General features: G+C 61.8%; 28 protein-coding genes, 1 tRNA gene and 1 pseudogene. 13 read left to right on the top strand and 17 right to left on the bottom strand.

Features of this window, described 5'->3' with window-relative positions:
• Positions 1–311: 311 nt before the first annotated feature.
• Positions 312–1601 (bottom strand): MFS transporter, encoded by a 1290-nt coding sequence (locus tag HYG82_RS37410; RefSeq protein WP_179262709.1) that lies wholly within the window; start codon positions 1599–1601, stop codon positions 312–314.
• A gap of 4 nt (positions 1602–1605) precedes the next feature.
• Positions 1606–2295: an MBL fold metallo-hydrolase gene (locus HYG82_RS37405; RefSeq protein ID WP_179262708.1), complete on the bottom strand. Its 690-nt coding sequence runs from the start codon at positions 2293–2295 to the stop codon at positions 1606–1608.
• 89 nt (positions 2296–2384) lie between these two features.
• Here HYG82_RS37405 and HYG82_RS37400 point away from each other — a divergent pair, with 89 nt between their 5' ends.
• Positions 2385–3119, top strand: a complete 735-nt coding sequence (locus HYG82_RS37400; RefSeq protein WP_179262706.1) for a helix-turn-helix domain-containing protein — start codon at positions 2385–2387, stop codon at positions 3117–3119.
• A 300-nt stretch (positions 3120–3419) separates the two neighbouring features.
• Here HYG82_RS37400 and HYG82_RS37395 read toward each other — a convergent pair whose 3' ends face one another.
• Positions 3420–4163: an Lrp/AsnC family transcriptional regulator gene (locus HYG82_RS37395; protein ID WP_179262704.1), complete on the bottom strand. Its 744-nt coding sequence runs from the start codon at positions 4161–4163 to the stop codon at positions 3420–3422.
• A gap of 232 nt (positions 4164–4395) precedes the next feature.
• On the opposite strand from HYG82_RS37395, the gene HYG82_RS37390 reads away from it, so the two are divergent.
• The 6 genes from HYG82_RS37390 to HYG82_RS37365 all read left to right on the top strand — a co-directional run bounded on the left by HYG82_RS37390 (position 4396) and on the right by HYG82_RS37365 (position 10140).
• Complete coding sequence (locus tag HYG82_RS37390) at positions 4396–4746, top strand: hypothetical protein (RefSeq protein WP_179262702.1); 351 nt, start codon at positions 4396–4398, stop codon at positions 4744–4746.
• Positions 4747–4752: 6 nt separating this feature from the next.
• Complete coding sequence (locus HYG82_RS37385) at positions 4753–5175, top strand: universal stress protein (protein ID WP_179262700.1); 423 nt, start codon at positions 4753–4755, stop codon at positions 5173–5175.
• A gap of 53 nt (positions 5176–5228) precedes the next feature.
• Positions 5229–7565, top strand: coding sequence for an amino acid permease (locus tag HYG82_RS37380; protein ID WP_179262698.1), 2337 nt, complete (start codon positions 5229–5231; stop codon positions 7563–7565).
• Between the two features lie 6 nt (positions 7566–7571).
• On the top strand, positions 7572–8258 hold the full coding sequence (locus HYG82_RS37375; protein ID WP_179262696.1) for a potassium channel family protein: 687 nt from the start codon (positions 7572–7574) through the stop codon (positions 8256–8258).
• Between the two features lie 125 nt (positions 8259–8383).
• Positions 8384–9934, top strand: coding sequence for a TrkH family potassium uptake protein (locus tag HYG82_RS37370; protein ID WP_179262694.1), 1551 nt, complete (start codon positions 8384–8386; stop codon positions 9932–9934).
• Complete coding sequence (locus HYG82_RS37365; RefSeq protein ID WP_179262692.1) at positions 9931–10140, top strand: hypothetical protein; 210 nt, start codon at positions 9931–9933, stop codon at positions 10138–10140. The genes HYG82_RS37370 and HYG82_RS37365 overlap by 4 nt, the downstream gene beginning before the upstream one ends.
• Positions 10141–10323: 183 nt before the next feature.
• Here HYG82_RS37365 and HYG82_RS37360 read toward each other — a convergent pair.
• From HYG82_RS37360 to HYG82_RS37350, 3 genes are all read right to left on the bottom strand, one after another.
• Positions 10324–10396: transfer RNA gene (locus tag HYG82_RS37360), tRNA-Pro, on the bottom strand.
• Between the two features lie 102 nt (positions 10397–10498).
• On the bottom strand, positions 10499–11101 hold the full coding sequence (trmY, locus tag HYG82_RS37355; RefSeq protein WP_179262690.1) for a tRNA (pseudouridine(54)-N(1))-methyltransferase TrmY: 603 nt from the start codon (positions 11099–11101) through the stop codon (positions 10499–10501).
• A gap of 105 nt (positions 11102–11206) precedes the next feature.
• Positions 11207–11764 carry a metal-dependent hydrolase gene (locus HYG82_RS37350; protein ID WP_179262688.1) on the bottom strand — a complete coding sequence of 186 codons (558 nt, stop codon included), beginning with the start codon at positions 11762–11764 and terminating at the stop codon, positions 11207–11209.
• 131 nt (positions 11765–11895) lie between these two features.
• On the opposite strand from HYG82_RS37350, the gene HYG82_RS37345 reads away from it, so the two are divergent.
• Positions 11896–12081, top strand: coding sequence for an HVO_A0556 family zinc finger protein (locus tag HYG82_RS37345; RefSeq protein WP_179262686.1), 186 nt, complete (start codon positions 11896–11898; stop codon positions 12079–12081).
• 13 nt (positions 12082–12094) lie between these two features.
• Here HYG82_RS37345 and HYG82_RS37340 read toward each other — a convergent pair whose 3' ends face one another.
• The 4 genes from HYG82_RS37340 to HYG82_RS37325 all read right to left on the bottom strand — a co-directional run bounded on the left by HYG82_RS37340 (position 12095) and on the right by HYG82_RS37325 (position 14213).
• Positions 12095–12253 (bottom strand): hypothetical protein, encoded by a 159-nt coding sequence (locus tag HYG82_RS37340; RefSeq protein WP_179262684.1) that lies wholly within the window; start codon positions 12251–12253, stop codon positions 12095–12097.
• Positions 12254–12391: 138 nt separating this feature from the next.
• The gene (locus HYG82_RS37335) at positions 12392–12577 is read right to left on the bottom strand and encodes a DUF8028 family protein (RefSeq protein WP_235217732.1); all 186 of its coding nucleotides are present in this window, start codon (positions 12575–12577) and stop codon (positions 12392–12394) included.
• Positions 12578–12585: 8 nt separating this feature from the next.
• Complete coding sequence (locus tag HYG82_RS37330) at positions 12586–12777, bottom strand: DUF7511 domain-containing protein (RefSeq protein WP_179262680.1); 192 nt, start codon at positions 12775–12777, stop codon at positions 12586–12588.
• Positions 12778–13103: 326 nt separating this feature from the next.
• Positions 13104–14213, bottom strand: a complete 1110-nt coding sequence (locus HYG82_RS37325; protein WP_179262678.1) for a S1C family serine protease — start codon at positions 14211–14213, stop codon at positions 13104–13106.
• Between the two features lie 156 nt (positions 14214–14369).
• Here HYG82_RS37325 and HYG82_RS37320 point away from each other — a divergent pair, with 156 nt between their 5' ends.
• The gene (locus HYG82_RS37320; RefSeq protein ID WP_179262676.1) at positions 14370–15719 is read left to right on the top strand and encodes a tRNA pseudouridine(54/55) synthase Pus10; all 1350 of its coding nucleotides are present in this window, start codon (positions 14370–14372) and stop codon (positions 15717–15719) included.
• A 97-nt stretch (positions 15720–15816) separates the two neighbouring features.
• Here the strand turns inward: HYG82_RS37320 and HYG82_RS37315 are convergent, their stop codons facing one another.
• Positions 15817–17001, bottom strand: coding sequence for a peptidoglycan DD-metalloendopeptidase family protein (locus HYG82_RS37315; RefSeq protein ID WP_218834184.1), 1185 nt, complete (start codon positions 16999–17001; stop codon positions 15817–15819).
• A gap of 191 nt (positions 17002–17192) precedes the next feature.
• Between HYG82_RS37315 and rnhB the strand changes: the two genes are divergently transcribed.
• Together rnhB and HYG82_RS37305 are read left to right on the top strand one after the other, a co-directional pair.
• Positions 17193–17861 carry a ribonuclease HII gene (gene rnhB, locus HYG82_RS37310; RefSeq protein ID WP_179262672.1) on the top strand — a complete coding sequence of 223 codons (669 nt, stop codon included), beginning with the start codon at positions 17193–17195 and terminating at the stop codon, positions 17859–17861.
• Positions 17862–17941: 80 nt separating this feature from the next.
• Positions 17942–18331 (top strand): DUF8147 domain-containing protein, encoded by a 390-nt coding sequence (locus tag HYG82_RS37305; protein ID WP_179262670.1) that lies wholly within the window; start codon positions 17942–17944, stop codon positions 18329–18331.
• A gap of 108 nt (positions 18332–18439) precedes the next feature.
• Here the strand turns inward: HYG82_RS37305 and HYG82_RS37300 are convergent, their stop codons facing one another.
• The 5 genes and pseudogenes from HYG82_RS37300 to lonB form a co-directional block, all read right to left on the bottom strand.
• Entirely contained in the window at positions 18440–18784 is a 345-nt protein-coding gene (locus tag HYG82_RS37300) for a hypothetical protein (protein ID WP_179262668.1), read from the bottom strand.
• A gap of 24 nt (positions 18785–18808) precedes the next feature.
• Positions 18809–19963 carry an RNA-guided endonuclease TnpB family protein gene (locus HYG82_RS37295; RefSeq protein WP_179262666.1) on the bottom strand — a complete coding sequence of 385 codons (1155 nt, stop codon included), beginning with the start codon at positions 19961–19963 and terminating at the stop codon, positions 18809–18811.
• Positions 19964–19965: 2 nt separating this feature from the next.
• A pseudogene (gene tnpA, locus HYG82_RS37290) lies at positions 19966–20406 on the bottom strand (IS200/IS605 family transposase).
• A gap of 155 nt (positions 20407–20561) precedes the next feature.
• Entirely contained in the window at positions 20562–21635 is a 1074-nt protein-coding gene (locus HYG82_RS37285) for a CPBP family intramembrane glutamic endopeptidase (RefSeq protein ID WP_179262664.1), read from the bottom strand.
• Entirely contained in the window at positions 21636–23798 is a 2163-nt protein-coding gene (gene lonB, locus HYG82_RS37280) for an ATP-dependent protease LonB (protein ID WP_179262662.1), read from the bottom strand. It abuts the gene before it with no gap.
• Between the two features lie 353 nt (positions 23799–24151).
• Here lonB and HYG82_RS37275 point away from each other — a divergent pair, with 353 nt between their 5' ends.
• Together HYG82_RS37275 and HYG82_RS37270 are read left to right on the top strand one after the other, a co-directional pair.
• Entirely contained in the window at positions 24152–24670 is a 519-nt protein-coding gene (locus tag HYG82_RS37275) for a nicotinamide-nucleotide adenylyltransferase (protein WP_179262660.1), read from the top strand.
• Between the two features lie 28 nt (positions 24671–24698).
• Positions 24699–25589, top strand: coding sequence for an SAM hydrolase/SAM-dependent halogenase family protein (locus HYG82_RS37270; protein WP_179262658.1), 891 nt, complete (start codon positions 24699–24701; stop codon positions 25587–25589).
• 173 nt (positions 25590–25762) lie between these two features.
• Here HYG82_RS37270 and HYG82_RS37265 read toward each other — a convergent pair whose 3' ends face one another.
• Positions 25763–26134: a HalOD1 output domain-containing protein gene (locus HYG82_RS37265; protein ID WP_179262656.1), complete on the bottom strand. Its 372-nt coding sequence runs from the start codon at positions 26132–26134 to the stop codon at positions 25763–25765.
• Between the last annotated feature and the right edge of the window lie 14 nt (positions 26135–26148).

The raw sequence follows: 26148 nt of genomic DNA, 5'->3' as shown, positions 1-26148 counted from the left end.
GAATCGGATCGAGAACGAAGCGGTGAATCGCGACGCGAGAGGCGGGGAGATCGAGAGGGTAAGGGGCAAAACGCGAAGACGAAGGGCAAGAACGACCGGACCGAGACAGCGGACGAAGAAAAGAGACCGATGAGAGAACGAAGGGTGCGAGGAAAACGAGCGACAGGCAGGAAGTGACCGATACGCGCGTGCGTCAACGCCGTGGCGAAGACGAATGCGCCGTGGCGAAGACGAATGCGCCGTAGCGAAGACGAATGCGAAGCGATTGGCCATCGGGCGAGCGAGTATCCTGCTCACCCTTCACGCCGGGTTCACTTCTCGGACACCGCTCGAGTGGCCGGTTCTGTCGCAGGGGCAGGTGGCTTGTGGGTCCCGAAGTCGGGATGCGTCTCTTCCATCCAGACGTACACGACCGCCCCCGAGACGAACATCAGAATTGCGGTCATGTAGAACGCGGCCTCGGCGTGTACGAACTCCATCGAGAGCCCGATCAGGATTGCGCCGACTCCGTAGCCGGAATCCCGCCACATCCGATAAACGCCCATTCCTGCCGACCGCCACGTCGGGTGAGCGGCATCGCCTGGTACGGTCATCAAGTTCGGATACAGTAGCGCCATGCCGACTCCGGAGACAGCGGCCAGCACAGTCCACGGGAGATACCCGTCGACGAATACCATTCCGAGGACGCCGGCTCCCGCGATGAACATCCCCCAGATCACCGGCGGACGGCGGCCAATACGGTCTGCAAGTCCTCCCGTCACAATTTGCAGGAAATACATCGCGCTGTGGACGCCGACGACGATACCGACTGCGGCGATGCCGAGTCCCCGACTTGTGAGATACAGCGGCACCGCGATCCAGAACAGCGTATCCACGTAGTTCTCGATGTGGCCTGCCTGCGCGGCAGCGAACAGCGTCCGGTCGCCGTAGGTCGCCCGCTTCAGTACCTCGTTGAACGGGAGATCCGCGTCGTGGTGATCGTCGTCAGCTTCGGCCTGTGCATACTGGACGGTCTCCCTGATCAGGAAGATCGAAACGAGAAACGCCAGCACGACGACCGCTCCGAGGAAGTAAAACGGTTCCGGCCGGAGACTCGTCTGTCCAGCGATGACGCCCGTAACCCACGCGCCGACTGCGACGCCGGTGTAGCCAAACGCCTCGTCGATGCCGACTGCGAGTCCGCGTTGGTCGGGGCCCGCGAGATCGATCTTCGCGTTGATCGCCATACTCCAGGTCAACGCCTGATTGATACCCAGCAAGACGTTCCCGACCGTGATCCAGCCCCAGCTCGGGGCGAGAATGAGGATGAGCGGAAGGGGTAACGCGGTTGCCCATCCGAGGACGAGGACCGGCTTTCGGCCGTACTCCTCGCCCCACTTGCCGGCATAGAGGTTGAGCAGCGCCTTGACGAAGCCGAACGAAACGACGAACGACCCCACGACAAACAGCGATTCGACGCCGAGCACGTCGCGACCGAGCACGGGCACGACGGCGCGCTCGGACCCGATCGTCAACCCGGTCGCGAACACCAACAGGATATGCAGTGTAAATTGCCCCAGGTGCTCGCGGATTCCCTGTTCGAGTTCAGTTCCCGCAGTCATCGATTTACCCCGCTACGCCGTTGCGAGGGCACAGTTCCGGGACAACCAGTTCATCGGCCGGAACCGATTCCTGCCCCACGTTCGATCGAGTGAGCCGCTCGAAACTCGGCGCATGATCTGAGACGAGCGAAACGGACTTTCCGACGAATCCCGCACGGCCACGACCGAGATCCGTAGCCCGTTCGCTGACCGCAGCGAGGGCCGCGTACACCGGCGTCTCGGGTGAGCATGGTTCGTGCGCCGGCAGAACCACCGCGTCATTCGGCCGCTCCAGTAGCCGCTGGAGGTGCTCGTGGAGCGTCGCTGCATTCTGTTCGGTGTCGGATTCTTCGATGCCGGCCTCGACCCCGAGATAGACGCGGCCCATCCTCCCCTGGAAGCCCATCTCGCCCGTCAGTAGCCCCGCACCGTCGATATCGAACGAGACGCACCCCTCATCGCGTCCGGGCGCGGAGATGATCTCGAACTGGCCGACGGGCGCGGTCTGGCCGTCCTCGAGGGCCGTTGGGTCGGTAGCGAGTGTACCCTTCGTCGCGTCGTGATCGTCAGGTAGCTCATCGCAGTCATCGTCGTCGATACCGTTCGGGATGTGGCGGTCGTCGACATCCGCCTCGAGGCGGATATCGAGCGCGAGCGGACCGTCTCCGTCGGCTCGTAATCGCTCACTCAGCCACTCCGGGCATCTCTCTGCCATCAGTGTTTCCCGATACGAAGCGTGTTAGAATATAGGTGATGCCAGACATGACCGGCACCATTAATTCCGTTCGGACCGTCTGTCCACGTATGAGCTTGTACGAGGCCTCGTTCCGGGTCAAACACGACTGCCCGTACCGAGAAATCTCGGAACATCATCCGGATCTCACGATCCGCGAGTGGTATCTGAGCGACTGTCAGGTGATCGAGATCACGTCCGCAGAATCGCCGACTGACGATTTACTCGACGCAATCGACCAGATAGGAACGGTCCTTCACAAATCGATCGACGAGTCCGGGCTCCACGTCGTCACACAGTCGTGTCTCTGTTCGTTGGAGGACTCCATCATCGAACGGTTCGAGGAGTACAACTGCCTGTACCAGCCGCCGACGATTCACCGACAGGGATGGGAGCACTACACGGTTATCGCGTTTTCCGAGACCGACGTTCGAGACCTCCTCCGCGATCTCGAGGCTGATCGCGACGTCGAGGTGCTCTCGAAGACGGCGATGACGGAACAGCAGATCCCACACAGTATGTTGGCCCCGGTCGATCAGTTGTTCGAAGACGCGACAGAGCGACAGCTAGCGGCGCTTCGGCTGGCGCTGGAACGCGGGTACTACGAGCAACCGCGGAAGACGTCGCTCCGCGAGCTGGCAGATCAGACCGCCGTCGCTCGTTCAACGTACGAAGAACACCTGCGGAAGGCTGAGAACAAACTCCTGACGAACGCGGGGCAGTTCTTGCGATTGGTCACCGCAACGTCGGCGGGAAATCCGCTGCAAGTCGACCGGACGAATCAGACCGAACCGGCGGCCGAGTAGCTGGCGGTACCGAGGGGTTGCCTGCCTCGAATCGGTAGCGTCTCAACCCGGAATATCGCCCATAATCGGGGTGTTTCTATCAATCTGTTAGAGGAGTTCCGGGCCCGGGTTGCGAGATCGAGGATCGATATGCACACGACGGTTTCTGTCTCGTGTGCATATTTGAGAAACCGGTTTTCTCGACGTGTGACCCCCGGAGGAAGATTACGCTCCCTGACGGTTACAGTGCAAAGATGAGCGCAAGCAGGAGGGGAGCAAGCCACTTGGCCAATTAGAAAAGCAGGATACCGCTTTCAGTAACTATCCACCGGTGAAAACCGCCAAGGTATCATCAGTGATTCCTGACCGCGAGTGGACCGTCACGAAGTCGTTTACTTCGATTATCGTCTCCCCCGTCGGAGTGATGGCCTGATGGTCCCGGTCGATCCTTACGACTAGAACGCTCGATGGGATGAGACACTCTTCATTCGCTTGTTGGAGCGTCTTGCCCGCAATCGGCGCCCCGTCTTTGACGATGACTTCGATGACATCTGCGTCCCCGGAAAGGCCCGCGACACCGGTTACTGGCGAGATTGGCTCTTTTTCTCGCGGGCCGAACTGCGCGTACGGGCGGAAGTATTCTCGGTGAACGAGTCCTTCATCGTCGATTTCGATTCCGAGGGCGGTGATATCTTGCGCGATGCGCGTGAGGTCATCGGTGTCCGTCCCGATAACTTTGACTTGGAGATCACCCTTCCCCGTCATAATCTCCCTGACGTTGATGACGCCTGGAACGTCAAGTACCCGCTGGGCCAGCTCCTGTCGGTCGGTCGCCGACGTGCTACAAATAAAGAGATTCGTCAGTCGACCGTCCGCCCGTTCGTAATTAATGTGCGCGTGATAACCGTTGATAATACCATCTTCTTCGAGTCGGCGAATTCGATTCCGGACCGTCGGCGGAGAGACGTCCACCTTCTCGGCGATGTCCGGTGCTGACGTATGTCGAGCCTCTCGCGTGAGATAATACAGGATCTGCTCGTCAACGTCATCGATCACCCGGGTCATACTTATACCCCGTAATTGGTTCCCCAGCTACATTTAAGTTATCTTTGGTTCTTGGTGAGAAACCTGTCCTCGTCGCCATTGATACCCTACGTGGCTCGATACAACACCGACGATTTCGAGGGATAGACTGTCTTTTCGTGACATCGAACGATACACAAGATTATTCAAAATTAACAAACGAATCGCAACCTTCAGCGGAATTTATTTTGCTATCCGCGACAGGGACATATGTATGCCTGACTCGGACGATAAACGATCGCCCACGGAGCGACTCCCGGCGGCCCTCATCGAGGAACTCGACACGCTCGAGTCGCCGGAACTTCACGCAGTACGTGAGTACGTCGATCAGCTGCTCGAGTCGAGCCAGCCACCGATCGAGGAACAGATCCGCGAGGAAGCAACCGGTGAGGTCATCGATATCGAAGATGAGGGGATTTACACTCTCGTCAAACACCGTCCACCGAATCACGGAGAGGGAGATTCGAAACCCGTTTCGCTCTACCACGTAACGCGGGAGCGACACCCGGACGGGGAGGAAACGTTACACTGGGCGTTTCTGGGCGACGTCCATGATGAAGGGTGACCGACGATGCACTCACTCACGGAGCACGCGGTGGTGCCAGTCGCCGATGAGGACGACGCCCGCGCCACGGCGACGGTCCTCAAACGGCATCGATTCGATCAGATAACAGTCGTCCATGTCGTCGAAAAGGGTGACGGCGCTCCCGATAAGCTACCGCTCGAGCAGGCAGAATCAAGGGCGGCAGATGCGTTCGCTGCATTTCGTGAACTCATCCCCGATGTACAGGAGGAAATCTTGTACTCGAGAAGCGTCGTCGATGCCGTCATCGATTTCGCAGCGGACGTCGATGCCAGCGCGATCGCGTTTCGGCCCCGCGGCGGCAGTCGCGTCGTCCAGTTCCTCTCTGGAGATAAAGCGCTGAAACTGATCACGGAGGCTGATCGACCCGTTATTGCACTTCAGGAGGAGGAAGTCACAGATGACGGTTGACGGGAGAGCCACGACCGAACAGTGGCAGCGTCGATCGCGAGAGGTGTTGACAGATGAGTAGCGGCGAACAGGAACTCGCTCGCGATCTCGGCTTTCTCGAGGCGTACACGATCGGTCTCGGGACGATGATCGGTGCCGGGATCTTCGTCCTGCCGAGCATCGCGGCCGATCAAGCCGGACCAGCGAGCATGATATCGTTTTTCTTGGGCGGCACTATCTCGCTGATGGCTGCACTCTCGCTGTCCGAACTGGCCACCGGAATGCCGAAAGCGGGCGGGAGTTACTACTATGTCAATCGCGCGCTCGGGCCGTTCTTCGGCAGCATCATCGGCTGGGGAATGTGGGCCGGACTGACCTTCGCGTCGGCGTTCTACATGATCGGGTTCGGCCAGTACCTCCTGCCCGGACTCGGCCAGTACGTGGGCTTCCTTGCCGGTTGGGGTCAGGTCGGAATCACGGTCGCGGCACTGGTGATGGCGGCGTTTCTGACGGCCGTCAACTACTACGGCGTCAAGGAGACCGGGGCCCTGCAGAACGTGATCGTCCTCACCCTTGTCGGACTCATCTTCGCGTTCCTCGGACTCGGGATCCTTAGCGGACCGACCCTCGGCGAGTTCAATCCTGAGGGCTGGCCGGCGGTCGCGGCGACGATCGGCACGGTCTACGTCACGTTCATCGGATTCGAAGTCATCGCGACCAGTGCCGAAGAGATCAAGAATCCGAGTCGGAACCTTCCGCTGGCGATGATCGCGTCAGTCGTCACACCGACTCTGATGTATGTTGGCGTGATGTTCGTTTCGACAGGGACGCTGTCGATCGAGGTCCTCTCCTCGTCGCCGATTCCCGTCGCAGACGTGGCCGAGGTGTTCTTCGGCCCGCTCGGTGCGCTCCTCATGATCGTCGGTGCCGTTCTGGCGACAGTCTCGAGCGCAAACGCGTCGATCCTCTCAGCCGCGCGGGTCAACTTCGCCATGGGTCGCGACCGGATCTTGGTCAACTGGCTCAACGAGGTCCATGACCGATTCCGAACGCCATATCGCTCGATCACCGCGACGGGCATCATCACGCTCGCGTTGATCGCGATCGGCGTCGGCGTCGGGACGCTCGCGGAGGTGGCGAGTTTCATGTATCTCGTCACCTACGCGCTCGTTCACGTCGCCGTCGTCGTGCTGCGGCGAGCTGACCCCGACGACTACGATCCCTCGTTCCGGATTCCCGGTCTCGTCTACCCGATCGTGCCGATCGTCGGAGCGATCGCCTGTCTGGCGGTTCTATTCCAGATGTCAGTTGAGTGGGTGCCCGCGGAACTGGGCGTGGCCGGTGTTCGTCTCTCACTGCCGGTTACCCCGACGCCCGTCGGTGCTATCGGCACCGTTATCGTCCTCGGAGGGGTCCTCTGGTACCGCTTCTACGCCCGCGACCGAGCGCTCAGCGAGAGCCTGCTGGGCGAAGCGATCGCACCCGAGCCGACGCCAGTCGCGGACGGAAACGGCCAGTACCGGGTCGTCGTTCCCGTCGCGAACCCAGAGACGGAACGCGATCTCCTTCGCATGGCGGCTGCCAGTGCACACGCCCACGACGCGGATAACGCCGAAGTCATCGCGGTGAACGTCATCGAAGTCCCCCAACAGACCTCGCTGTCACAGGATCTCGCGTTCGAAGAGGAGCGCGTCGAACGACAGCAGCAACTCCTCGACGCCGCCCGAGATATTGCGGCCGGTCTCGACGTCGGCTTACGGACGCGAGCGATCGTCGGTCGAGACGCCGGGTCGGCGATTCTCGATGTCATCGAGGATGAGGCCGCCGATCACGTGCTCGTCGGCTGGCAGGGGACGCGAAGTACCCGCGATCACGTCCTCGGCTCAACGATCGATCCGGTCATCGGTCGTGCGACGTGTGACGCGACGCTCGTGAAACTCGGTCCGGACAGCGGCCGTGCCGAGGGGGACATAATGGTCCTTGCCGGCGAGGGGCCGCACGCGCCGGTTGCCGCGCAACGCGCTGCCGAGTTCGTCTCCGCTGCCGAGAATGCGTCGCTCACACTGTTCAATGTCCAACCGCCGGCTACCGACGGGAGTGACGAAGATCCCGTCCAGCGCGGTGAAGCGCTGATCGACGAGTTGGCACAACAGGCAGGAATCGAATACATGACGTACGACACACACGTCGACGTCGCCGACGATGTCGAACAGGCAATCCTCGACGCCGCAGATGAGTACGATACGATCTGTGTGGGTGCAACGCGGGACAACACAATCTCGCAGGCCATATTCGGCTCGCTCCCCGAGAGCGTCGGTGAGCATGCGGCGGGAACGGTCGTCATGGCTCGTGGGCCGGAGGAATCGCCGATGTCGATTGGAGAAGCGCTCGCGCGTCGGCTGGAGGTGTGAGCTTCCATGTATATCGTCATCGTCGGTGCGGGGGACATCGGAATGCCGCTCATCGATATCGCGACTCGCTCTGGTAACGAAGTCGTCGTGGTCGAGCGCGACGAGAAACGTGCCGACCACGTCGCTGGCCAATACGACTGCATGGTCCTCAACGAGGATGCAACGGTCAACAACGTGCTCGCGGACGCTGGTATTGAGCAAGCCGACGGGCTGATTAGCACGACCGATCGGGATGCGACTAACATCATGGTCAGTTTGCTCGCTCAGGAATACGAGGTGCCGGCAATCGTCTCAGTCGTCCACGATCCTGAACACATGAATGTGTTCCGCCAGATCGGCGTCAACACGATGGAAAACCCCCAAGAACTCATCGCCGAGTATCTGTACCGAGCAGTTGCCCGGCCGGCGATCGTTGACTACATGCGCATCGGCGACCGGGCAGAAGTGTTCGAGATTCGCGTCACCGAGAACGCACCGATCGCCGGCAAAACCCTCAGTGAAACAGCCGACGAGGATCTCCTTCCCGATGACGTGCTGGTCGTCGCGATTGAACGCGACGGACAGGATCCACCGCTCACTCCGCAGGGAAGTACACGGATCGAAGTCGACGATTTGCTCACTGTCTATTCGGGCTTCGGAGCGACGCCCGACCTCACCGACATATTCGGCCATCCCGAAGATAGAGTATACTGATATATGGGACAGAAAGCGAGTGGCTTGTCTCTCGCGACCAAAGCGGACATCAGGCTTGTCGTGGCTCGAGCAAGCACTCAAAAGCTCAGATCAAACACGAACTCGGCTCAAGGAGTAAGTAACGCATGAACGAAGCGATGGAAACGATCGGCCGGGATCTCGGGCGGATGCTCGAGGCGCTGTCCGGACTGCTGTTCGTCTCGCTACTGGTGCCGCTGGTCTGGGACGAATACTGGGCGATCCCGGCGCTGATCGTCTCTGGGTTGCTTCCGTTGGGTATCGGCTTTGCGCTGACGTCGCAGTTTCGCGAAGCGACCCAGCCCGGGAAATTACACGGGATGATCATCGCCGCAACCGGCTGGCTGCTCGTCGCGGTCTTCGGATCGCTCCCTTTCCTCCTGATCGCGTGGACAGTCGAACTCGGGCTGCCAGTCGTCGAGACGCCGTCGCAGACGGAGACGCTCGCGGCGTTTACCGAGCCGCTGAACGCGCTTTTCGAGAGCATGAGCGGCTTCACCGGGACCGGGCTGACGATGACCGACAACGAAGCGGTGCTGCCGCGCACGCTGCAGTGGTGGCGCTCGTTCATCGAGTGGGTCGGCGGCGTCGGCGTAATCGTCCTCACGACGGCGATCCTCGCCCGCCCCGGCAGCGGCTCGTTGACCCTCTACGAGAGCGAAGCACGGTCCGAGCGCATCCATCCGAGCGTCGTCTCGACGGTTCAGACCATCTGGTGGATCTTCATCCTCTTTACGTTCGTCTCGATCCTCCTGCTCTGGGTCGTCGGCATGCCGCTATGGGGCGCGATCAACCACGCGATGACTGGTCTGTCGACCGGCGGGTTCTCGATCACCGACAACTCGATCGCCACCTACGACAGCGCCGCCATCGACTTCGCGCTCCTGCCGATTATGATGCTCGGTAGTATCGCGTTCCCCGTCCACTACCTCATCCTCCAGGGCGACCTGCGAAACTTCTATGCGGACCTCCAGACGCGATGGGTGTTCATCTACATGAGTGCCGGGACGCTCGCGCTCACCGCGCTCGTCTACGTCAGCGGAACGTACAAATCGCTGTTCGCGGCGTTTCGGTACGGCTCGTTCCAGTTCATCTCGGCGGCGACCTGCGCCGGCTTCCAGACCGCCGTCGACGCGACCAACGTGGCGCTTGGCCGGTGGCCGGCCCAGGCACAGCTCACCGTGGTGTTCGGCATGATCGTCGGCGGTGCGGCCGGCTCGACGGTCGGCGGAATCAAGCTCATCCGGGCGCTCACGCTGCTGAAGGGGATTCGGTTTCGTATCGCCGACATCTTTTATCCGACGACGGCCGTCCGGCGATTAGAAATCAACGGTCGGCGGCTCAACGACCAAGAAATGCGCCAAGAGTTCGAGGAAGCGGCGATCATCGGGCTCCTCTGGTTCGTCTTCCTCGGACTCGGGCTGTTCGTACTCCTGCTGGTTCTCCCACAAGGCGAGTACGCCCTCGAGAACGTGATCTTCGAGGTTGCCAGCGCGCAGGGCAACGTCGGGCTCTCGTCGGGGATCACTGGCCCTGACTCACTACCGGCAGTTGGGAAGGTCACGTTTATGTTCAATATGTGGATCGGCCGCCTCGAGATCATCCCCGTTCTGGTGACGCTTCGGACGATCTTCAGTCGTGGAGGGCTATACCAATGAGCCTCGATGATCTCCCGATCGTCGACGATCCCCTCGAGGCAGGTGCCGAAGACCGCGTCTTTGATTCGCTGTTATTGGTCGGCCCGCTACTCATCCTCTTTATCGCCATCGCTGGACGTTCACCCCTGACGACTGGCGGTGCGATCGCATATTGCTGGTTCTTTATCTCATACATCATTTATCGAGGTGGTCAGGAGAGAGTATGAGCGACGATTCCAAGGATAGGATTGCGCTACCGTGCAGAAACTGCGGACAATTCGAACACGGGAAGACAGTCCTGCTCGCTTCGCTACGCGGGCTGTGACTTCCCTGCTCGAACCTGCTTGGATCAATTTCCCCCGCATCGCAAGCCATTCGCTGTCGCTTACGGTTTTGAGATGCGGGAAAAGTGGGCCGGCGCAGATTCGAACTGCGGTTACGGCCACCCGAAGGCCGAAGGATACCAAGCTACCCCACCGGCCCGCGTTTCTAGTGTGCACAGCCGGTCGTTTAACGCTTCCGAAAGCCTCCATCTGCTGACGCCGGCGGGCGATTCGCCCCCTCGAGCCGAGCACAGTTTTCACCTCAAAACCGCTCGTAACCGTCCGTGTCGAGGAAGTGGTGAGCGACGGTGATCGCTTGATCGGCGTGCAGCCGTTCGGGGCCGAGTCGAAGACGACGGTCGGCGACGTCGTCGAGCAACGCTGCTTCGTCGTCGGTGAAATCCCGGTGATCGGAGAGCACGAAGATCGGGGCCGCGAGCCCCTCAGTCCCGACGTCGACTATCGCTTCGCCGTTCTCGTGAAGTTGGATGACGGGGCCGTCGTCGGCGATTGCCTCGAGCGTTCCTGCGAAACCGCGCCGATACAGTTCGACACCGGGGCTCGGTTCGGCTGGGAGGGAACCGATTGCGTCGTCGCGGTGCTCGAGTGCGTTCCGGACGAGTGCGGCGGTACTTCGCTCGTCGGGATTGAGCCGTTGGAGGTCGCGCCCGTCGAAGGATATCGTGAGTGTGTCCTGTACGACGAGGTGGACGCGAACGGACTCGCGAATGCCGTGGGAGGTGACGAACGCGGCGGTGATAGATCGGCAGAGCGCGTCGAGGCGACCGGCTCCGCCGGCGAGGTCGTCGAGTGAGAAATCGGGCGTCGTCGGAACGTCGTGACCGAGGAGGACGAACTGGCGCATATCGAAAGGAAGGCTGCCGACGGGATAGCCGCCACGGTTCGATACAGCGGATCGACCCAGCCGCAGTGACACGACCAGGCGGAAATCGTCGGTCACGGCCCGCGATCACGAACCGACGCCGAGTCGGCGCTCGAGCGACGTCCGTACCAGTCCGAGCCCGGGCATCCCGTCCAGATACCAGGCTACGATGGCGACGGCGAAGAGACCGAACTGGACCCACTCGTAGGTCCCTAACTCGTAATAGTGGAGGATCGCGTCGAAAATGCCGGCGACGGGGGCTTCGGGCGGCTGCTCGAGGACCGGCCACAGAAGGAAGGCAGCAGCCTCGAACGTTCCCGAGAAGAACGCCGGGGGGACGTCAGCGAGGAGGTGCAAGCAATAGCCGGCGAGGAAGGCGGCGCCGACCATTCGACCGTCGAGTCGATCCGCGACGACGATGACGACCGGAACGAGGAACGCGACGACGAAAAGCGAGTGGGCGAACGTTCGGCCGCCGGGCAGCACCCCGAAGTTCCACGCGAGCGGTTTGTCGATCAGATCGGGCGTTTGGGAACCGATCGCCAGCGCGATCGTCGGGACGGCCCGAGGCGATCGGCCGAACTGGCGATGGACGGCGATTGAATACAGCACGTAGGCGACGGCGAGGTGTCCCCAGGGCCACATCCTGCTTGCCTACTGCGGTTGCGGGCATAGATGCTTCGGCTCGTGATTCCCTGCCGGCACACGGCCACGGCCACTGCACGCTGCATAGGCATGGCCAACCGTTTCCAGTATCACCGGTATGGAGTGACTATATGGCGAAATCGGAGACAACACAGACCAGCGGAAAAGGGCGGTTGCTCGCGATTCTCGAGGGGGAGCCGTGTCCGAGCTGTGCGGAGGGACAACTCGAGCAGAGTCGGTACAAAAACAACAGGGCCGTCGTCTGTGATAGTTGCGGTACGCCGCGGGCGCAGGTGTGGACGGCGTCGACCGAGTAACGCTCTCGTCTGCCTACCGCTCGAGCGCGCCGATCCAGGCCTCGGCGCCATCGACGGCACACCAGTCGTCGTGGGCGTGGTAACAGTCCGAATCCATCGTTTTACCGCATCGACACCACCGCTGTGTGTCGCCCGACAGAGATCGACGACAGAGTGGACAGCGAGTACGCATGGAGAGACGACCAACGATCCGAAATATATTCCTTTCGGTTCTATACATCACGAGTTGAAACGAAGTCGGTGGTTTGCCGGCCACTGCCGTACGTCCGCAGTGATGAGAGAGCCCGGAGTCGCGCGAAAGCGGTGGTTGCTACGACCGAGATCCCGAATAATCATGACCGACGACGAGTGCCAGTACGTGGACGAGCAAGAGACCAACGAAGAGCGACAGGCGGCTCATCGAATCGATTCCCGCGACGATGACGGGCAAATAGACCACTGGCAAGAAGGTGCCGAGCCAGAAGCCGACTGCGGTGACGGAGGGACTCAAGTGCATTGTAGGGGTTAGCGCATCGTTTCGAGGTCGACGAACGAGTCGTCGTGGGCCGAAATCCAGGTGGTCATGAGTACGTCTTCGCTGACATCGTGCGGGAAGATCGCACACTCGTTCGGAGCGTGATCGTTTTCGACCGTGACGTGGTCGAACTCGTACGTCGGTTCCTCGCTATCGGATGTGTGAACGTCGGCGTCGGTCATACGTTATCAGGCGACGGATACTCGCGCTGAGCAGTGCTACCGGATCTGATACTATTGTTATCGAGTATCTAATGCGACGAACCCGAACGATAGTATCCGGGTCCGGCACAATTCATACGTTTCAATCACTCTAAAAAGAACGCCACGAGTCCCGATGTGTACGATGCCGCTATGAACGAAACCGACCGAAAAACGAGTTCACGGCGGGCATAACGACGAATTTATGCGTATCTTCAGTCATTTCATTCTATTTCATTTTTTGTATTTGTATTCGAAATAGGAGGTGTGGTATCGACGCAACTACTGCAGCGTACCCTCGGCACCGATTATCTCGGTGGACGAGCATCGAGAGTCAATTCTCTCGTAATCGATTGTCCGTCTCGCCGAAGGCGAACCGTGAGCGTTTCTCCGGGACTAGTTTCGAGCGCGAGAAACGTGGATAGTGCGTGGCGATCGGGAATCGAATTGCCGTTCAGTTCGAGGATGACGTCGCCCCCGACGGGAATCGATTCGCCCCGTCGCTGAACGGAGCGCGAGGCCGGTCGCAAAACGCCGTCGGCGGCCGAGTCGTTGACGACGGCGGTGACCATGACGCCGGTCGCCTCCGCAAGGTCGTTCGCTTCGGCGATCAGTCGATCGACTGTTCTGAGTCCGATACCCATATAGGAGTGTTCGTACGAACCGGACTCGATGAGCGACGGGACGACGCGCTCGGCGAGGGCTGCAGAAATCGCGAATCCGATGTTGTCACCGCCACCGGAATTGATGACACCCACGACCGATCCCCGGAGGTCGACGAGTGGACCGCCGCTGTTGCCTGGATTGACCGCGGCATCCGTCTGGATGACGTTCGGATAGGAAAATTGGCGCTGCGGAAGCTGGAGTGTCCGATCGACGCCGCTTACGATCCCCGCGGACATCGACCCCTCGAGGCCGTAGGGATTGCCGATCGCTGCGACCTGTTGGCCGACGACCGGCCGTTGGTCGGTAAACGATAAGGGTTCGGCCGAGTCGGGGACGTGATCGACCTCGAGGACGGCCAGGTCGCTGTAATAGTCGCGGCCGACGAGCGTGGTGCCAGTCCAGTCGCCGGTGATGTACTGGAGGTCGGCTGCCGTCCCGTTAGCGATGACGTGGTCGTTGGTTATGACGTGGCTATCATCGTAGAGGAAGCCCGACCCCTGTCCGCGCCCCTCTGTGCCGGTCTCTGTGTTCTGAATGCCGAAGACGCGAACCTGCGTGACCGATTCGATGATCGCGTTGTAGAGATCGGTAAACGCCGATCCCTTTGCCAGATTGTCCCGGTCGATGTTGTACGAGGAACCGCCCTCGATCGAACGGTCGGCCTGAGGTTCGGAACAGCCGGCGACCGCGCCGGCGAGACCGGCGCTCGCGACCGCGAGAAAGGACCGCCGATCCAGTCGAGAATCGTTCATAACCCGGGGATCGAACGCCATCCATTTGAACCTCCGGGCAAACAGCCGGCATATTCAAGGGGCGGTGGTCGATCACCGGTCGCGGGCGAACGCTGCTTTCGTCGTCCGTCCTGCGAAGGGAAAACGTGTTACCCGCGGCCCCCCGATTCCCGAGATATGATTACGGAGGACGCTCGCGCGTTACTCGCAACCGGGGCCGTCTGTGACTCCTGTCTCGGGCGGCCGTTCGCCGAGCGGAGTTTCGGGCTGACCAACGCAGCGCGCGGCCGGGCGCTACGGACCACTGTCGCGCTGGCCGATGACGAGGATTTCGATCCCACCAGCCCTGCGGACTGCTGGGTTTGCGAGGGATACTGTGGCACCTTCGACGCCATCGCCGAGACGATCGTCGATGCCCTCGAGGGCATCGCATTCGCCACCTATCAGGTCGGGACGCGCGTCCCGCCGCTGGTCGAGGAAAACGAACGACTGCTCCGAGAGGACGCGGGCCTCGATCCGGACGTCGGCGAGTCGATCAAGCGGGAAGTCAACCGCGAGGTCGGCCGGCGCGTCGGCGCGAAAACGGGGACCGACGTCGACTTCGACCGACCCGACGTCCTCGCAATCGTCGACCTCGATGGGTTCGAACCGTTCGAAGCCGTCGAATCCGAATCCGTCACGAGCCACGCAGTCGACGTGCAAATCAACCCCGCATTCGTCTACGGTCGCTATCGCAAACTCGAGCGGCACATCCCGCAGACGGAATGGCCGTGTCGAGAGTGTGGGGGCAGCGGCGTCCAGCTCGGAGACGGCGGCGAGGAACCGTGCGATTACTGCGGCGGTTCGGGCTACATGTACGACACCAGCGTCGAACAGGTCGTCCGACCCCACGTCGTCGACGCTATGAACGGCGACGACGGAACGTTCCACGGCGCGGGCCGGGAAGACGTCGACGCCCGCATGCTCGGCGACGGCCGGCCGTTCGTTCTCGAAGTCAAACGGCCCCGAAAGCGCGACCCCGATCCCGCAGCGCTCGAGCGTGAGATCAACGAGGCTGCCGACGGTGCAGTCGAAGTCGAGGGACTGCAGCTTGCGACCCACGAGATGGTCGAACGAGTCAAAGAACACGACGCGAGCAAGCGCTACCGGGCCGACGTCACGTTCGAAGACCCGATCGACGAAGCCGCATTCGACGCGGCGCTCGCCGAACTCGAGGGGACGACAGTCGATCAGTACACACCCGAGCGAGTCGACCACCGTCGGGCCGGCCTCACCCGCGAGCGGACGGTGTACGATATCGACGGCGACCTTCGGGAACCGACGGAGGCCGAGGTACGACTCCACGGCGAGGGCGGCCTATACGTTAAGGAGCTCATAAGCAGCGACGACGGCCGAACAGAACCGAGTCTGGCGGGGCTGCTCGAGACCGACGCAGAGGTAACGGCGCTGGACGTGACCGGCGTCGAAGGGGAAGACGATCCGTTCGAACTCGAGGCGTACCTCAGAGACGAACCGGACGAGCGCTAACGGGATCGAACCAATTCGGAGTCCGTCCAGCGACTCGGGACGCTCGTATCGTCGGAGAGGCGACCGGGAAGCGGTCGCGGACCGCGCGCCGCCCACGTCAGATTCCGTCGTAGTCCCGCGGAATCGCCTCGCCCGCGTTGACGGTCCGGCCGTCGCCGCCGGGGATCGGCAAATGCGACCGATTTCGTTCGATCGTGAAGTGCAGGTGCGGTGCGGTCGACCGGCCCGTATCACCCATCCCACCGAGTTGCTCGCCCCTCGAGACGCGCCGTCCCTCGGAGACGCGGACGCTGTTCAGGTGGCAGTACATCGTCTGGTAGCCGCTGTCGTGGCCGAGTTTGACGTAGTTGCCACAGCCGGTCGCTTCGTAGCCGACCACATCGACGACGCCGTCGCGCGCCGCGTAGACCGGCGTTCCGACGATTCGATCGTTGCCGAAATCGACCGCGAGGTGGCCGGACCGATCGCCGTACGGCGAGGTGATGTACCCATCGATGGGCCACGTGAAGTCGGGCCCCTGCGTGCCACCGCTTCCACCGCCGCCGTCAGAATCGTCCGCGGCCGTGAGATACCGTTCGACCGACCAGCCCCAGAGATCGTTCTCGAGCCAGTGGACGCCCCACCACGTGTATCCGTCCGCCGATTCGGGACCGTTGACGATCTCGCCGGCGGATCCCGGTTGCATCGTGGCGAGGACGTCCGATTCCGTGCCCGGCCGATGGCGAGTGTTCAAACTGGTCGTCGGCGTGATCCGATCACCGTCGCCGAACTCGGCGCGCTCGCCGCCACCGCCGCCGGTGTCGCCACCACCGCCGTCGCCACTCCCGTACTGATCGCGATAGCGGGCGGCGTGTTCCGTGACGTGCTCGACGTAGGACCACCGCGGATTGTACGCGTACAGGGCGTCGTCCCAGTTCTCCGGTGCCCCGTTCGCCTCGAGGTAGTTCGCGGCGGACGGGATCGCATCGCGGAAATCGCAGATATCTGTGGTCCCATCGCCGGTTCCGTCCACACCGTACGCCTCCCACGTCGACGGCATGAACTGCATGGGACCGCGAGCCCCCGCGGAAGAGGTTTCACAGCCGTCCTCGTACTGACCGTGCTGGGTCTCGACCGCCCCGATGCCGGCAAGATACGTCCAGTCCATCCCCCAGTTGGCGCCAGTCTCTCGGTACTGCTCGAGGTAGTCAGACGGGATTTCGAGGGCCTCGTGTGCGCTCGCGCTCCCGGTCAGCGCCGTCGTACCGAACGCGGTTAGGCCTCCCGTTCCGACTGTTCTCAATAGTCTGCGTCGTGTCGGTAGCACGTTTATTACTAATGTTCAATATCCGTTAAATTATTACTTCGAAGACAAAGTCAGTTATGAGAAGGGATCGGACGAAAACAGAGTCGATTACCGTTCGACCGGGAACCGGGTACAGGCCGAACGGCCGATTCACAACGATTTTAGCTCCGCCCCTCGAGCACGCGTCTATGCCCTTCGGCGTCGACGAAGCGGGAAAAGGTCCGGCCCTCGGATCGATGTTCGCCGCGGCGGTTCACCTCGAGAACCCGGCCGATCTCCCGGATGGGATCAGGGACTCGAAACGACTCCCGTCGGACCGACGCGAGGAACTGGCGGCGATCCTCCGTGACGACGAGCGGATCGCAGTCGGTGTCGCCGAAATCACGCCCGAACGGATCGACGCCCCCGAAACGGATATGAACTCGCTGGCCGTCGCGGCCCACGCAACGGCGATCGAAGAGGCGGTCGCCGATCTCGAGCAGGACGCGCCGACTGCGGCGATTCCGGGACTCTGTGACGCCTGCGACACCGACGCCGACCGGTTCGCACGCCGCGTGACCGAGGCGTGTTCGCTCGAGGGCGTCGATGTGGACGCGCGCCACGGCGCCGACGACGATTCGCCGATCGTCGGGGCGGCAAGCATCGTCGCCAAGGTCGAGCGGGACGCACACGTCGCCGCCCTCGACGACGAGTACGGGCCGATCGGCAGCGGCTATCCGGGCGATCCGACCACCCGCGAGTTCCTCACGGAGTACGTCGACGACCACGGGGACCTCCCACCGTTCGCGCGCGAATCGTGGTCGACCTGCGAAACCGTTCTCGCGGCGGCCGAACAGACCGGACTCGAGCAGTTTTAGTTCGGCCCGCACCAGTCTCCGCGACGCCGAACCGACCAGAACGTTTACTGCGTTATCATACCAATCGGAATTGTTTCATTATGAACATTCGAACGCACGGCTACGCCGTCGCGGCTGGTATCGCGGCGTTTCTCGTGGTCTTCGTCGTCGTTTCCGAATTACTGCTGCCGTACATCGAATTTTCCGTCTTCGTCGGCATTCCGGCCGGGATAGTGGCCGGTGTCCTGACCGCGGTCACCGTCCTCCTGTTCAGTCGAGAAACGGATCGAACGCGTCGGCCGCTCGCGGTGGCGCTCGGAACGTTCGGCGTTACCTTCCTCGGTATTCTCGTCGTCGCCATCGGCGGATTCCAGGCGGGTGTGACGATTTCGATCGGGATTGCGACACTCCTCGGATTTCTCGCTGGAGTTCTCGCCGCCGTTCGATCGTGGCGCACCGTCGCGTCCAGTCGCGACGGTAGTCACCGTTGACCGGACGATAGCCGTGTAACCGGACGGGCGAGACTGCGCGTGTTCGCACCAGCAATCGGGCGGACCCTCCGTCGACCGCCCGCACGGGTCGAACGAGTGCAGCGCAATTCAGTTCGCACGCCAGATGGCGTAGGCGTAGCAACCGACGCCGAGAAACACGAGGAGCGACGAGAGAAAATCCACGAGAGCCGCGCCGGTGATAACGGCGACGAACTGGAGTAGACCGCCGCCGACGAAACAGGCTGCGGCCACCGATAGGGTTCGGTTTGATTTCTCGCCGCGGTCGTACAGCGCCACTCCCACGACGATCGCAATGCTACCGAATCCCAACGCTGCGACGGTAGCTGCCAGTGGATCGTTCGTTATCGACGTGTACGCAACCACCACAAAGTAGCCGACAATCAGGCCGACGATCACGCGAGAGCGCGTTTCCGGGTCTAGAGTCGCGTTCATATCTCGACTGACATCCTCCCACGGCTAAAGCCGTGGGGTTCCCCCACTGGGGGTTGAACCCACGGAAACGGAGAGGTTCGCAGGTTCGTCATCGCGTGGGACGATGACCTGCGTTTCGGGCTGTGCCAGTACAGCCCCCGCCTCAGACAGCAGTTTCGAGAACTTGCCCAAGGCTCGTTTGCCGATGTTCAGCGCACCGTTCTTGTCCGCGTTGTCGTCCAGACCACACTCGGGGCACTCAAAGCGTCCCTGCGTCTCTCGGACGCCCTCGCAGGCACAGCGGTTGCACGTCTTCGACGTGTCGTATTCTTCGACCAACTGCACGTCGATGCCCGCATCGTGAGCCTTGTACTCGATGTAGTTGAGCAGGCGGGCGAACGGCATCTTGTGGGTCTTGTCGTTGACGTATCGCCCCTTGTCGTTGTCCTTGCGAATCCCGCCGAGGTCGCTCACGACGATGACCGCGTTCCGTTCCCCAGCGTCTTCCACAATGGAGCGAGCAATCTTGTGGAGGCGGTCGTCCACCTTTCGTGCCTCGGCGTCACCGATACGCTCGACTACCTGCTGTCCCTGTCGGGGTTTCGCCTTCCCGATGGACTTCCGCAACTGCTTGTAGTGTTCACGGATACGACGCACTTCCTCGCCGTAGAACGTGGTCTTGCGGTCGGAGATGAACGCGCAGGTGGCGACCCACCGTGCGCCCATGTCGATGGTGAGTACATCGTCGTACTCGTCGGCCACGGTCACAGACCGCTTGACGACGAGATGCACGTACCAGTCACCGTCACGGCGCACCAGTTCGCTGTCCCGAACATCGGCTTCGCGGACGAGTTGTTCGTCCTTCCGAGGGACGTGGGAAGGACACCAGATAGAGTTGCCCCGTCCACGCTCAGGGTCATAGACGGGGACTTGCACCCACCACGACGAGAGAACGGTGTCCTCGTCGTAGGCCACGTCGAACACGTCGTTGCGAAGGACGACGGGTTGTTCGGTGTCGGGGTTTGGGTCTTTCTGCCGTTGTACCTTCGACGCTTGCTGGTCGGTCGCAGAGTACAGGTTGGCGTCTCCGCCGTGAACCTCGGTCTGGAACGCCTCATACTCGCGGGAAAGCAGGTCGGCTTTCCGATTGGTCAGCGAGTGGAGTTTGACCCGCACCGTGGTCGAGACGTTCCGTTGCATACCTACTCACCTGCTTGTGCGTCGATGTATTCCTCGATAACCTCGCTGGATACGTCGCCCGCACTTGAGACGAAGTACGAGCGCGTCCACAGCGAGGGGAGGCCGAAGTCGAACTCGTCACGGAGGTGGCGTGAGGAATAGCCTTTGACCTGTTGCATGATTTTGTTCGGGGCAAGCGTCGGGTCGCCCGTGATGAACAGGTGTACGTGGTCGGGTCGAATCGCCAACTCCAGTATCTCTAAGCCGAGTTCGTCGGCTTTCTCCTCGATGAGTTCTTCGAGACGGTCGCGTACCTCACCTTCGAGTACTGATTTACGGTACTAAGCGGAGCGAAGCTCCGCGAGGTCCGCAGGACCTGCGGTCCTGCGAGACTTCGGACACCAGATGAAGTGATACTGGAGTTTGTGAACGCTGGTACGTTCCCTGTCGAACCCACGAGGCATCGTCAGTATATAGAAAGCGCTCACCGAAAGATGGTATGCAAGCATCCAACCCCAGCCGTGGCTACGAGTGTGGATAGATTCCCAGTTGTCGGCTTCATCCCACCCGTTTACGGGTGGGCTTTCGCCTCGCTACCGCTGTAATCGACTCCCATCCCTTAGCCTTCGAGGGTGTCCGCCCACTCGATGCCAAGCCCCTCGTGGACGATGAATTCGAGCGCGTTAACGAGGTAGTGAGCGACGACGACGACCAGCAGACTCTCGGTGGCGATGAAGGCGGCCGCGAGGACGAACCCGAGGAGACCTGTGACGATGACACCGACCGATCCCTGCATTCCGTGCCCGATCGCGAACGCCACCGACGAAACGACCGCCAGCAGCCACGGCGAGACGCCGAAACCGGCGACGGGAACGCCGATCAGCGCCGCTCGAAAGAGGAATTCCTCGAAGACGGCGATAATCGGCAAGATGCCGAACAGCAGGAGCAACCAGCCGTGGATCGAGTCCGGGGCCAGCAGTTCTCGCAAGCCCTCGTCGTGATCGAAACCGGCCCACGTCGCCGCCGCCGCGCCGAGTTCGTTCGCGACGTAGAACGTACCCCCGGCGACCGTCCCCAACACCAGACCGCTCTCGAGATAGGCCGTCGAGAACTCGATGCCCAGCGCCGCGGCCGGAATCGCCGTAAAGACCGCCGCACCGAGTAGGACGAGTGCGAACAGCCCCTGGGAAAGGGCCACGTTCAGGAGAATCAGTTCGGTCGACAGGGACTCCGGGCCACCGCCGCGTCCGCTCGGCCGATGATGATCACCATTCGGAGCGAGCGGGTCCCGTGCTCGATTCGAGTCGGCGTTTCGATCGGGGCCGGGACCCACACCGTCGACGGTATCGCCGGCACCCGAAGTCCCGCGTTGGGACGGCGATCGGTCGCCGACTCGAGCGCTTCCTTTGGAGTCACGATCCGTCGAATCGGGCGGATTCGGGCCCGTTTTCGAAAACGGGTCCCGATCGGAGTCGCGGTTTCGCGGCGGCAACTCAACTGCAACATCGACACTGTTCGCGTCAGTTTCCGTATCGTGGCGACCGGTGCTTTCCGTCCCACCGGTTCGAGTCTCGGTCTCGCCACCCGGTTCACGTTCACCGTCGGCAAACGTCGACTGAGTCAGGTGAGATAAAACGAGTAGCAACACGAGGACGACGCCTGCGATACCGAGGAACGTCGCCCACTGTGGCATTTACTGGGGACTCGGGTTCGAGCCGCCAGCGGAGCCAACGGCGCCCTGATCGAACGCGGAGCCGGTGATCGACTTGAGCCGATCGACCAGCGAGTCTTTCTTCGGTTCGCCCATCAGGGCGACGTCGAGGACTTCGCTGATGTTCGAACAGGGGATGATCTCGATCATGTCCTCGTACTCCTCTTCTATCATCACGTCCTGTTCGTTCGCTTCGGGGATGATGACCCTGGAACAGCCGGCCTTGGCGGCGGCTTCGATCTTGTGAGTGACCCCACCGACCGGGAGCACGTCACCACGGACCGACAGCGAGCCGGTCATCGCGATCGATTGATCGACCGGGATGTTCTCGAGGGCGCTGATGACCGCGGTCGCGACCGTGATGGAGGCGGAGTCGCCGTCGACGCCCTGTTGACCGGCCTGTACGAACTGGATGTGGATGTCCTTCTCCGAGAGGTCGACGTCGGAGAACTTCTTGATGATCGCGGAGACGTTCTGGACGGACTCCTCGGCCATCTCCTTTAGCTGGCCGGTCGCGATCACCTGACCGCCACCCTGGGCGGGTGCGATCTCGGCCATCACGGGGAGCATGATGCCCGAGTCCTCGCCCATGACGGCGAGGCCGTTGACGCGGCCCTCGACACCGCCTTCGTTGACCTGCAGTTCGTAGTCCTTGCGGCGCTCGATGTAGTCGTCGGCAAGCTGTTGCTCGATCGAGCGCGAGCGCTGCTTGGCCTGAAGGACGTCATCGCGGGTCGTAAACTCCCGATCCTCGGCGCGGGCGATGTCGCCGGCGACGCGGACCAGGCCACCGAGGCTGCGAAACAGCAGCGTCAGGTGGTTCTTCCGACCCGAGCGGCGTTTCGCCTCGAGGATGACTTCCTCGACTGCGTCGTCGGTGAAGTGGGGCAGGCGGCCGTCGCGTTCGACCTCCTGAGCGATGAAGCGGGCGTACTTGCGACGCATCTCGGGGGTGTCCTCGATGGTGTCGTCCATGTAGACCTCGTAGCCGTACCCCTTGATCCGGTTGCGGAGCGCGGGGTGCATGTTCTCCATCGCGTCCAAGTTACCCGCCGCGACCATGATGAAGTCACAGGGGACGGGTTCGGTCTGGACCATCGCGCCCGAGGAGCGCTCGGACTGACCGGTGATCGCGAACTCGCCCTCCTGGATGGCCGTCATCAGCTTCTGCTGGGTGCGAATGTCGAGCGTGTTGATCTCGTCGACGAACAGCACGCCCTTGTTGGCCTTGTGGATGGAGCCGGGTTCGACGCGGTCGTGGCTCGGCGTTTCCATGCCGCCGGACTGGAAGGGGTCGTGGCGGACGTCACCGAGCAGTGCACCGGCGTGGGCGCCGGTTGCGTCCTCGAACGGCGCAACGCGCTGATCGCCGTTGTTGACGATCATGTTGGGCACCATCGCGTCCGTGCCCCGGCTGGTGTACCTGAAGATCAGCCAGATGATCCCTGCTGCGACGACGCCAAGCAGGATGTTGCCGGAGAGGATCGCATACCCGATGACGATCGCGATGATGATCCACATGAGGATCGAGCGCATCTGGTTTCGCTTTCGGGCTTCCTCCTTGTGGGCGTCGATGATCTGTTCGCCCTTGCCGGCGGGGACGGTTCGGACCTTCGGCTCGTTGCCGTCGTCCGGGTTGTGGTAGACTAAAACGTCCTGAAGATCCTCCTTCGGTAGCAGTTGGCTCATCGCCTTCGCCAGCATCGACTTGCCGGTCCCCGGCGAGCCGATCATCATGACGTGTCGACGCTGCTTCGCCGCCTTGATAATGATATCTCGTGCTTCGTCCTGTCCGATGACCTGATCGACGAGTCGATCGGGGACTTCGATGTCCTCCGTCGAGTCGATCTTGAGGCCGCCGAGGAGGTCGTCCTCGGCGATCTCCTCGTCGACCTCGACGCCTGGATCGACCTCGACCGTGCTGCCGAGGTCGTCGACGGTTTCGATGTCGTCGTCTTCGTCAGCTTCGTCGGACGACGGATCGAACTCGTCGGTTGGATCGTCGACGTCTGTGCGACGGTCGCCTCCCTCCTCGAGCGGCGACCGCTCTCCCTGACGGTCGGATTGCTCCTCGACGATTCCTTCGTCGGGAGGCGCGTCCGAGACGTCTTCAGGAGGGTCGTCAACGTTCGTATCGTTACTCATAGAACTCTGTTCGGTATCTGTTTCGAGGGGATTGCGACTGATATACTTTCTCCATGCGGAGCATGGTGTCAGTTGCTGATACTGAGGGACACAGCGGTCGAGGGGCGGAATCAAGAACTGACCGGCAGTTATTGATTCGGGAGCTATATTTTCGGAATATTCGGACACACCACTAGTCAGACTGGATACCCGTTAATGACCGTGACGGGATCGCTGGATCGAAGCGAGCGGAGGAACGGGCAGCGAGGCAGCGAACCTACCTCGCCCGCTCGACCGGCCGAGACGGGAACGATACTACATCGGGTCGCTGAGAACTCGCCACGCTTAAGCGTGCTCCTCGAGCAATGTTCGGCATGACTCGGGGGTTTTACATCGGCCGTTTTCAGCCCTTTCACAACGGCCACCTGAATATGGTCGAACAGATCGCCGAGGACGTCGACGAACTCGTCCTCGGTATCGGGAGCGCCGACGACTCACACACCGGTCGAAATCCGTTTACCGCGGGCGAGCGGATCATGATGCTCACGAAGTCGCTCGTCGACTACGACCTCGTGACCTACGCCGTTCCTATCGAGGACTTAGAGCGAAACTCGGTGTGGGTAAGCCACATCCAGAGCATGAGTCCCGATTTCGACGTCGCCTACTCGAACAATCCGCTGGTCGTCCAGCTCTTCCGGGAAGCCGGCATCGAAATCCGCCAGTCACCGATGTTCAACCGGGACGTCCTCGAGGGAACCGAGGTTCGCGAGCGGATGATCAACGACGGCGACTGGGAGTCGCTCGTACCCGAAGCGGTCGTCGAGGTCGTCGAGGAGATGAACGGCATCGAACGCATTCAGATGGTCAGCGACACGGATTCGAACGGTAGCTGATTTTAATCGCCGGCCCTTACTGACAGCTATGATTACACTTGCGTCGGACTTCGGCACGCCGTATCCGGCGGCGATGAAGGGGGTGTTGTTGCACCGAACTGACGCCAGGCTGGTCGACGTGGCCCACGACTTCCCCAGGCAGGACGTCCGCGCGGCCGCATTCTGGCTTCGGGAAGTCCTCCCCTACTTTCCGCCCGCAACTCATCTCGTCGTCGTCGATCCGGGCGTCGGAACCGATCGGGACGCACTCGTTCTCCGTGCGGGCGATCATGCACTTGTCGGACCGGACAACGGCGTCTTGCTGCCCGCCGCGCGACGACTCGCCGGCGGCAACGAGGACCGACTCGAGGCGTACGCCGTCGACGAGCGAGCAGTCGATTCGGTCGCCCCGACGACGGCCGCGAGATCCGGCCACGACTCGAAGGAGCGACGCCCCCCGAAGAGCAATACCTTTCACGGACGGGACGTCTTCGCGCCGGTCGCCGCCGCAGTCCACGATGTCGACGTCACGATGCTCTCTTCGCTCGAGTATCTCGCACCGACCGGGGTAGACGCCGATCTCGAGCTCCCGTCGCCGTCGATCGAGGACGGGCGAGCGACCGGTGAGGTGCTGGTCGTCGACGGGTTCGGCAACGTTATCACGAACGTTCCGGGCGACTTCCTCGCGGGTTGCGACCGGATCGCTGCGAACGGCGACGTCGTTCCAGTCGGCGAGACGTTCGCCGACGTCCCAATTGGAGAGCGTCTCGCAACCGTCGGGAGCCACGGCTCGATCGAACTCGACGTCAATCAGGGACGCGGCGACGAGGCATTCGGTCTCGAGACCGGTGAGCGAGTCATCCTCGAGACCGGTGAGCGAGTCATCCTCGAGACCGGTGAGCGAGTCGTCCTCGAGTCGGCAGAGCGAGCCGAGGAGTGACGGATCGGCCGCGGAGACGCAGTCACGGCACTGTCGACACAGCCGGCTCACAGCGCTCCGTAGAGCCTTCGATCTCGGAGAGCGAACGGCGATAGCGCTGACCGACGTTCCAGAGACCATTCGAGGGGGCCTGCGGCTCGCGAGAAGAAGCCGAAAGCGAGGTGGGTGGGCGTTTACGCATCTCCCACCGACGTGGCTCGGCGCGTCGGATCGATTACGACTTCGCCGTCTGACCTGACGGTCACCGCACATTTCGAGAACGTAAACGAAATCGATCCGTCCCCAACGCGTGGCTCGTCGCCCCGCCAGTGGACGAAGAGCGCGTTCAACGCGTCCGGCTCGATGCACTCCGAAAGCGCCTCGAGATCGTCGGGTTCGACACCGAGAACCGACGAGACGGTCATCAGCAGGGCCGTACTTACCGGTTCGTACGCATCGTCATCGCACCACGTATGGTAGGTCCCTCGGTCTTCGTCGTAGTAGATCGTTCGATCGGTCGCGGTACCGATGGGCGTCAGGGTCTCTCGCGGATCGGTGCCGGCCATTGCACGCAATGCAA

The organism is Natrinema halophilum (assembly GCF_013402815.2).
In the GTDB taxonomy this organism is placed as follows: Archaea; Halobacteriota; Halobacteria; order Halobacteriales; family Natrialbaceae; genus Natrinema; species Natrinema halophilum.
The sequence above is the reverse complement of the archived record's forward strand: the minus strand, read 5'-3'. Positions and strand labels throughout refer to the sequence as shown.

Excerpts from the sequence above, each read along its gene's own strand:
- HYG82_RS37385 (WP_179262700.1), top strand. The coding sequence starts at position 4,753 with ATGCACTCACTCACGGAGCACGCGGTGGTGCCAGTCGCCGATGAGGAC.
- HYG82_RS37350 (WP_179262688.1), bottom strand. The coding sequence starts at position 11,764 with ATGTGGCCCTGGGGACACCTCGCCGTCGCCTACGTGCTGTATTCAATC.
- HYG82_RS37345 (WP_179262686.1), top strand. The coding sequence starts at position 11,896 with ATGGCGAAATCGGAGACAACACAGACCAGCGGAAAAGGGCGGTTGCTC.
- HYG82_RS37405 (WP_179262708.1), bottom strand. The coding sequence starts at position 2,295 with ATGGCAGAGAGATGCCCGGAGTGGCTGAGTGAGCGATTACGAGCCGAC.
- HYG82_RS37390 (WP_179262702.1), top strand. The coding sequence starts at position 4,396 with ATGCCTGACTCGGACGATAAACGATCGCCCACGGAGCGACTCCCGGCG.
- HYG82_RS37300 (WP_179262668.1), bottom strand. The coding sequence starts at position 18,784 with ATGAACGCGACTCTAGACCCGGAAACGCGCTCTCGCGTGATCGTCGGC.
- HYG82_RS37305 (WP_179262670.1), top strand. The coding sequence starts at position 17,942 with ATGAACATTCGAACGCACGGCTACGCCGTCGCGGCTGGTATCGCGGCG.
- HYG82_RS37380 (WP_179262698.1), top strand. The coding sequence starts at position 5,229 with ATGAGTAGCGGCGAACAGGAACTCGCTCGCGATCTCGGCTTTCTCGAG.
- HYG82_RS37330 (WP_179262680.1), bottom strand. The coding sequence starts at position 12,777 with ATGACCGACGCCGACGTTCACACATCCGATAGCGAGGAACCGACGTAC.
- HYG82_RS37285 (WP_179262664.1), bottom strand. The coding sequence starts at position 21,635 with ATGCCACAGTGGGCGACGTTCCTCGGTATCGCAGGCGTCGTCCTCGTG.
- HYG82_RS37265 (WP_179262656.1), bottom strand. The coding sequence starts at position 26,134 with ATGGCCGGCACCGATCCGCGAGAGACCCTGACGCCCATCGGTACCGCG.
- HYG82_RS37325 (WP_179262678.1), bottom strand. The coding sequence starts at position 14,213 with ATGAACGATTCTCGACTGGATCGGCGGTCCTTTCTCGCGGTCGCGAGC.
- HYG82_RS37410 (WP_179262709.1), bottom strand. The coding sequence starts at position 1,601 with ATGACTGCGGGAACTGAACTCGAACAGGGAATCCGCGAGCACCTGGGG.
- HYG82_RS37340 (WP_179262684.1), bottom strand. The coding sequence starts at position 12,253 with ATGCGTACTCGCTGTCCACTCTGTCGTCGATCTCTGTCGGGCGACACA.
- lonB (WP_179262662.1), bottom strand. The coding sequence starts at position 23,798 with ATGAGTAACGATACGAACGTTGACGACCCTCCTGAAGACGTCTCGGAC.
- HYG82_RS37365 (WP_179262692.1), top strand. The coding sequence starts at position 9,931 with ATGAGCCTCGATGATCTCCCGATCGTCGACGATCCCCTCGAGGCAGGT.
- HYG82_RS37320 (WP_179262676.1), top strand. The coding sequence starts at position 14,370 with ATGATTACGGAGGACGCTCGCGCGTTACTCGCAACCGGGGCCGTCTGT.
- HYG82_RS37400 (WP_179262706.1), top strand. The coding sequence starts at position 2,385 with ATGAGCTTGTACGAGGCCTCGTTCCGGGTCAAACACGACTGCCCGTAC.
- HYG82_RS37370 (WP_179262694.1), top strand. The coding sequence starts at position 8,384 with ATGAACGAAGCGATGGAAACGATCGGCCGGGATCTCGGGCGGATGCTC.
- rnhB (WP_179262672.1), top strand. The coding sequence starts at position 17,193 with ATGCCCTTCGGCGTCGACGAAGCGGGAAAAGGTCCGGCCCTCGGATCG.
- HYG82_RS37270 (WP_179262658.1), top strand. The coding sequence starts at position 24,699 with ATGATTACACTTGCGTCGGACTTCGGCACGCCGTATCCGGCGGCGATG.
- trmY (WP_179262690.1), bottom strand. The coding sequence starts at position 11,101 with ATGCGCCAGTTCGTCCTCCTCGGTCACGACGTTCCGACGACGCCCGAT.
- HYG82_RS37275 (WP_179262660.1), top strand. The coding sequence starts at position 24,152 with ATGACTCGGGGGTTTTACATCGGCCGTTTTCAGCCCTTTCACAACGGC.
- HYG82_RS37395 (WP_179262704.1), bottom strand. The coding sequence starts at position 4,163 with ATGACCCGGGTGATCGATGACGTTGACGAGCAGATCCTGTATTATCTC.
- HYG82_RS37375 (WP_179262696.1), top strand. The coding sequence starts at position 7,572 with ATGTATATCGTCATCGTCGGTGCGGGGGACATCGGAATGCCGCTCATC.
- HYG82_RS37295 (WP_179262666.1), bottom strand. The coding sequence starts at position 19,963 with ATGCAACGGAACGTCTCGACCACGGTGCGGGTCAAACTCCACTCGCTG.
- HYG82_RS37335 (WP_235217732.1), bottom strand. The coding sequence starts at position 12,577 with ATGCACTTGAGTCCCTCCGTCACCGCAGTCGGCTTCTGGCTCGGCACC.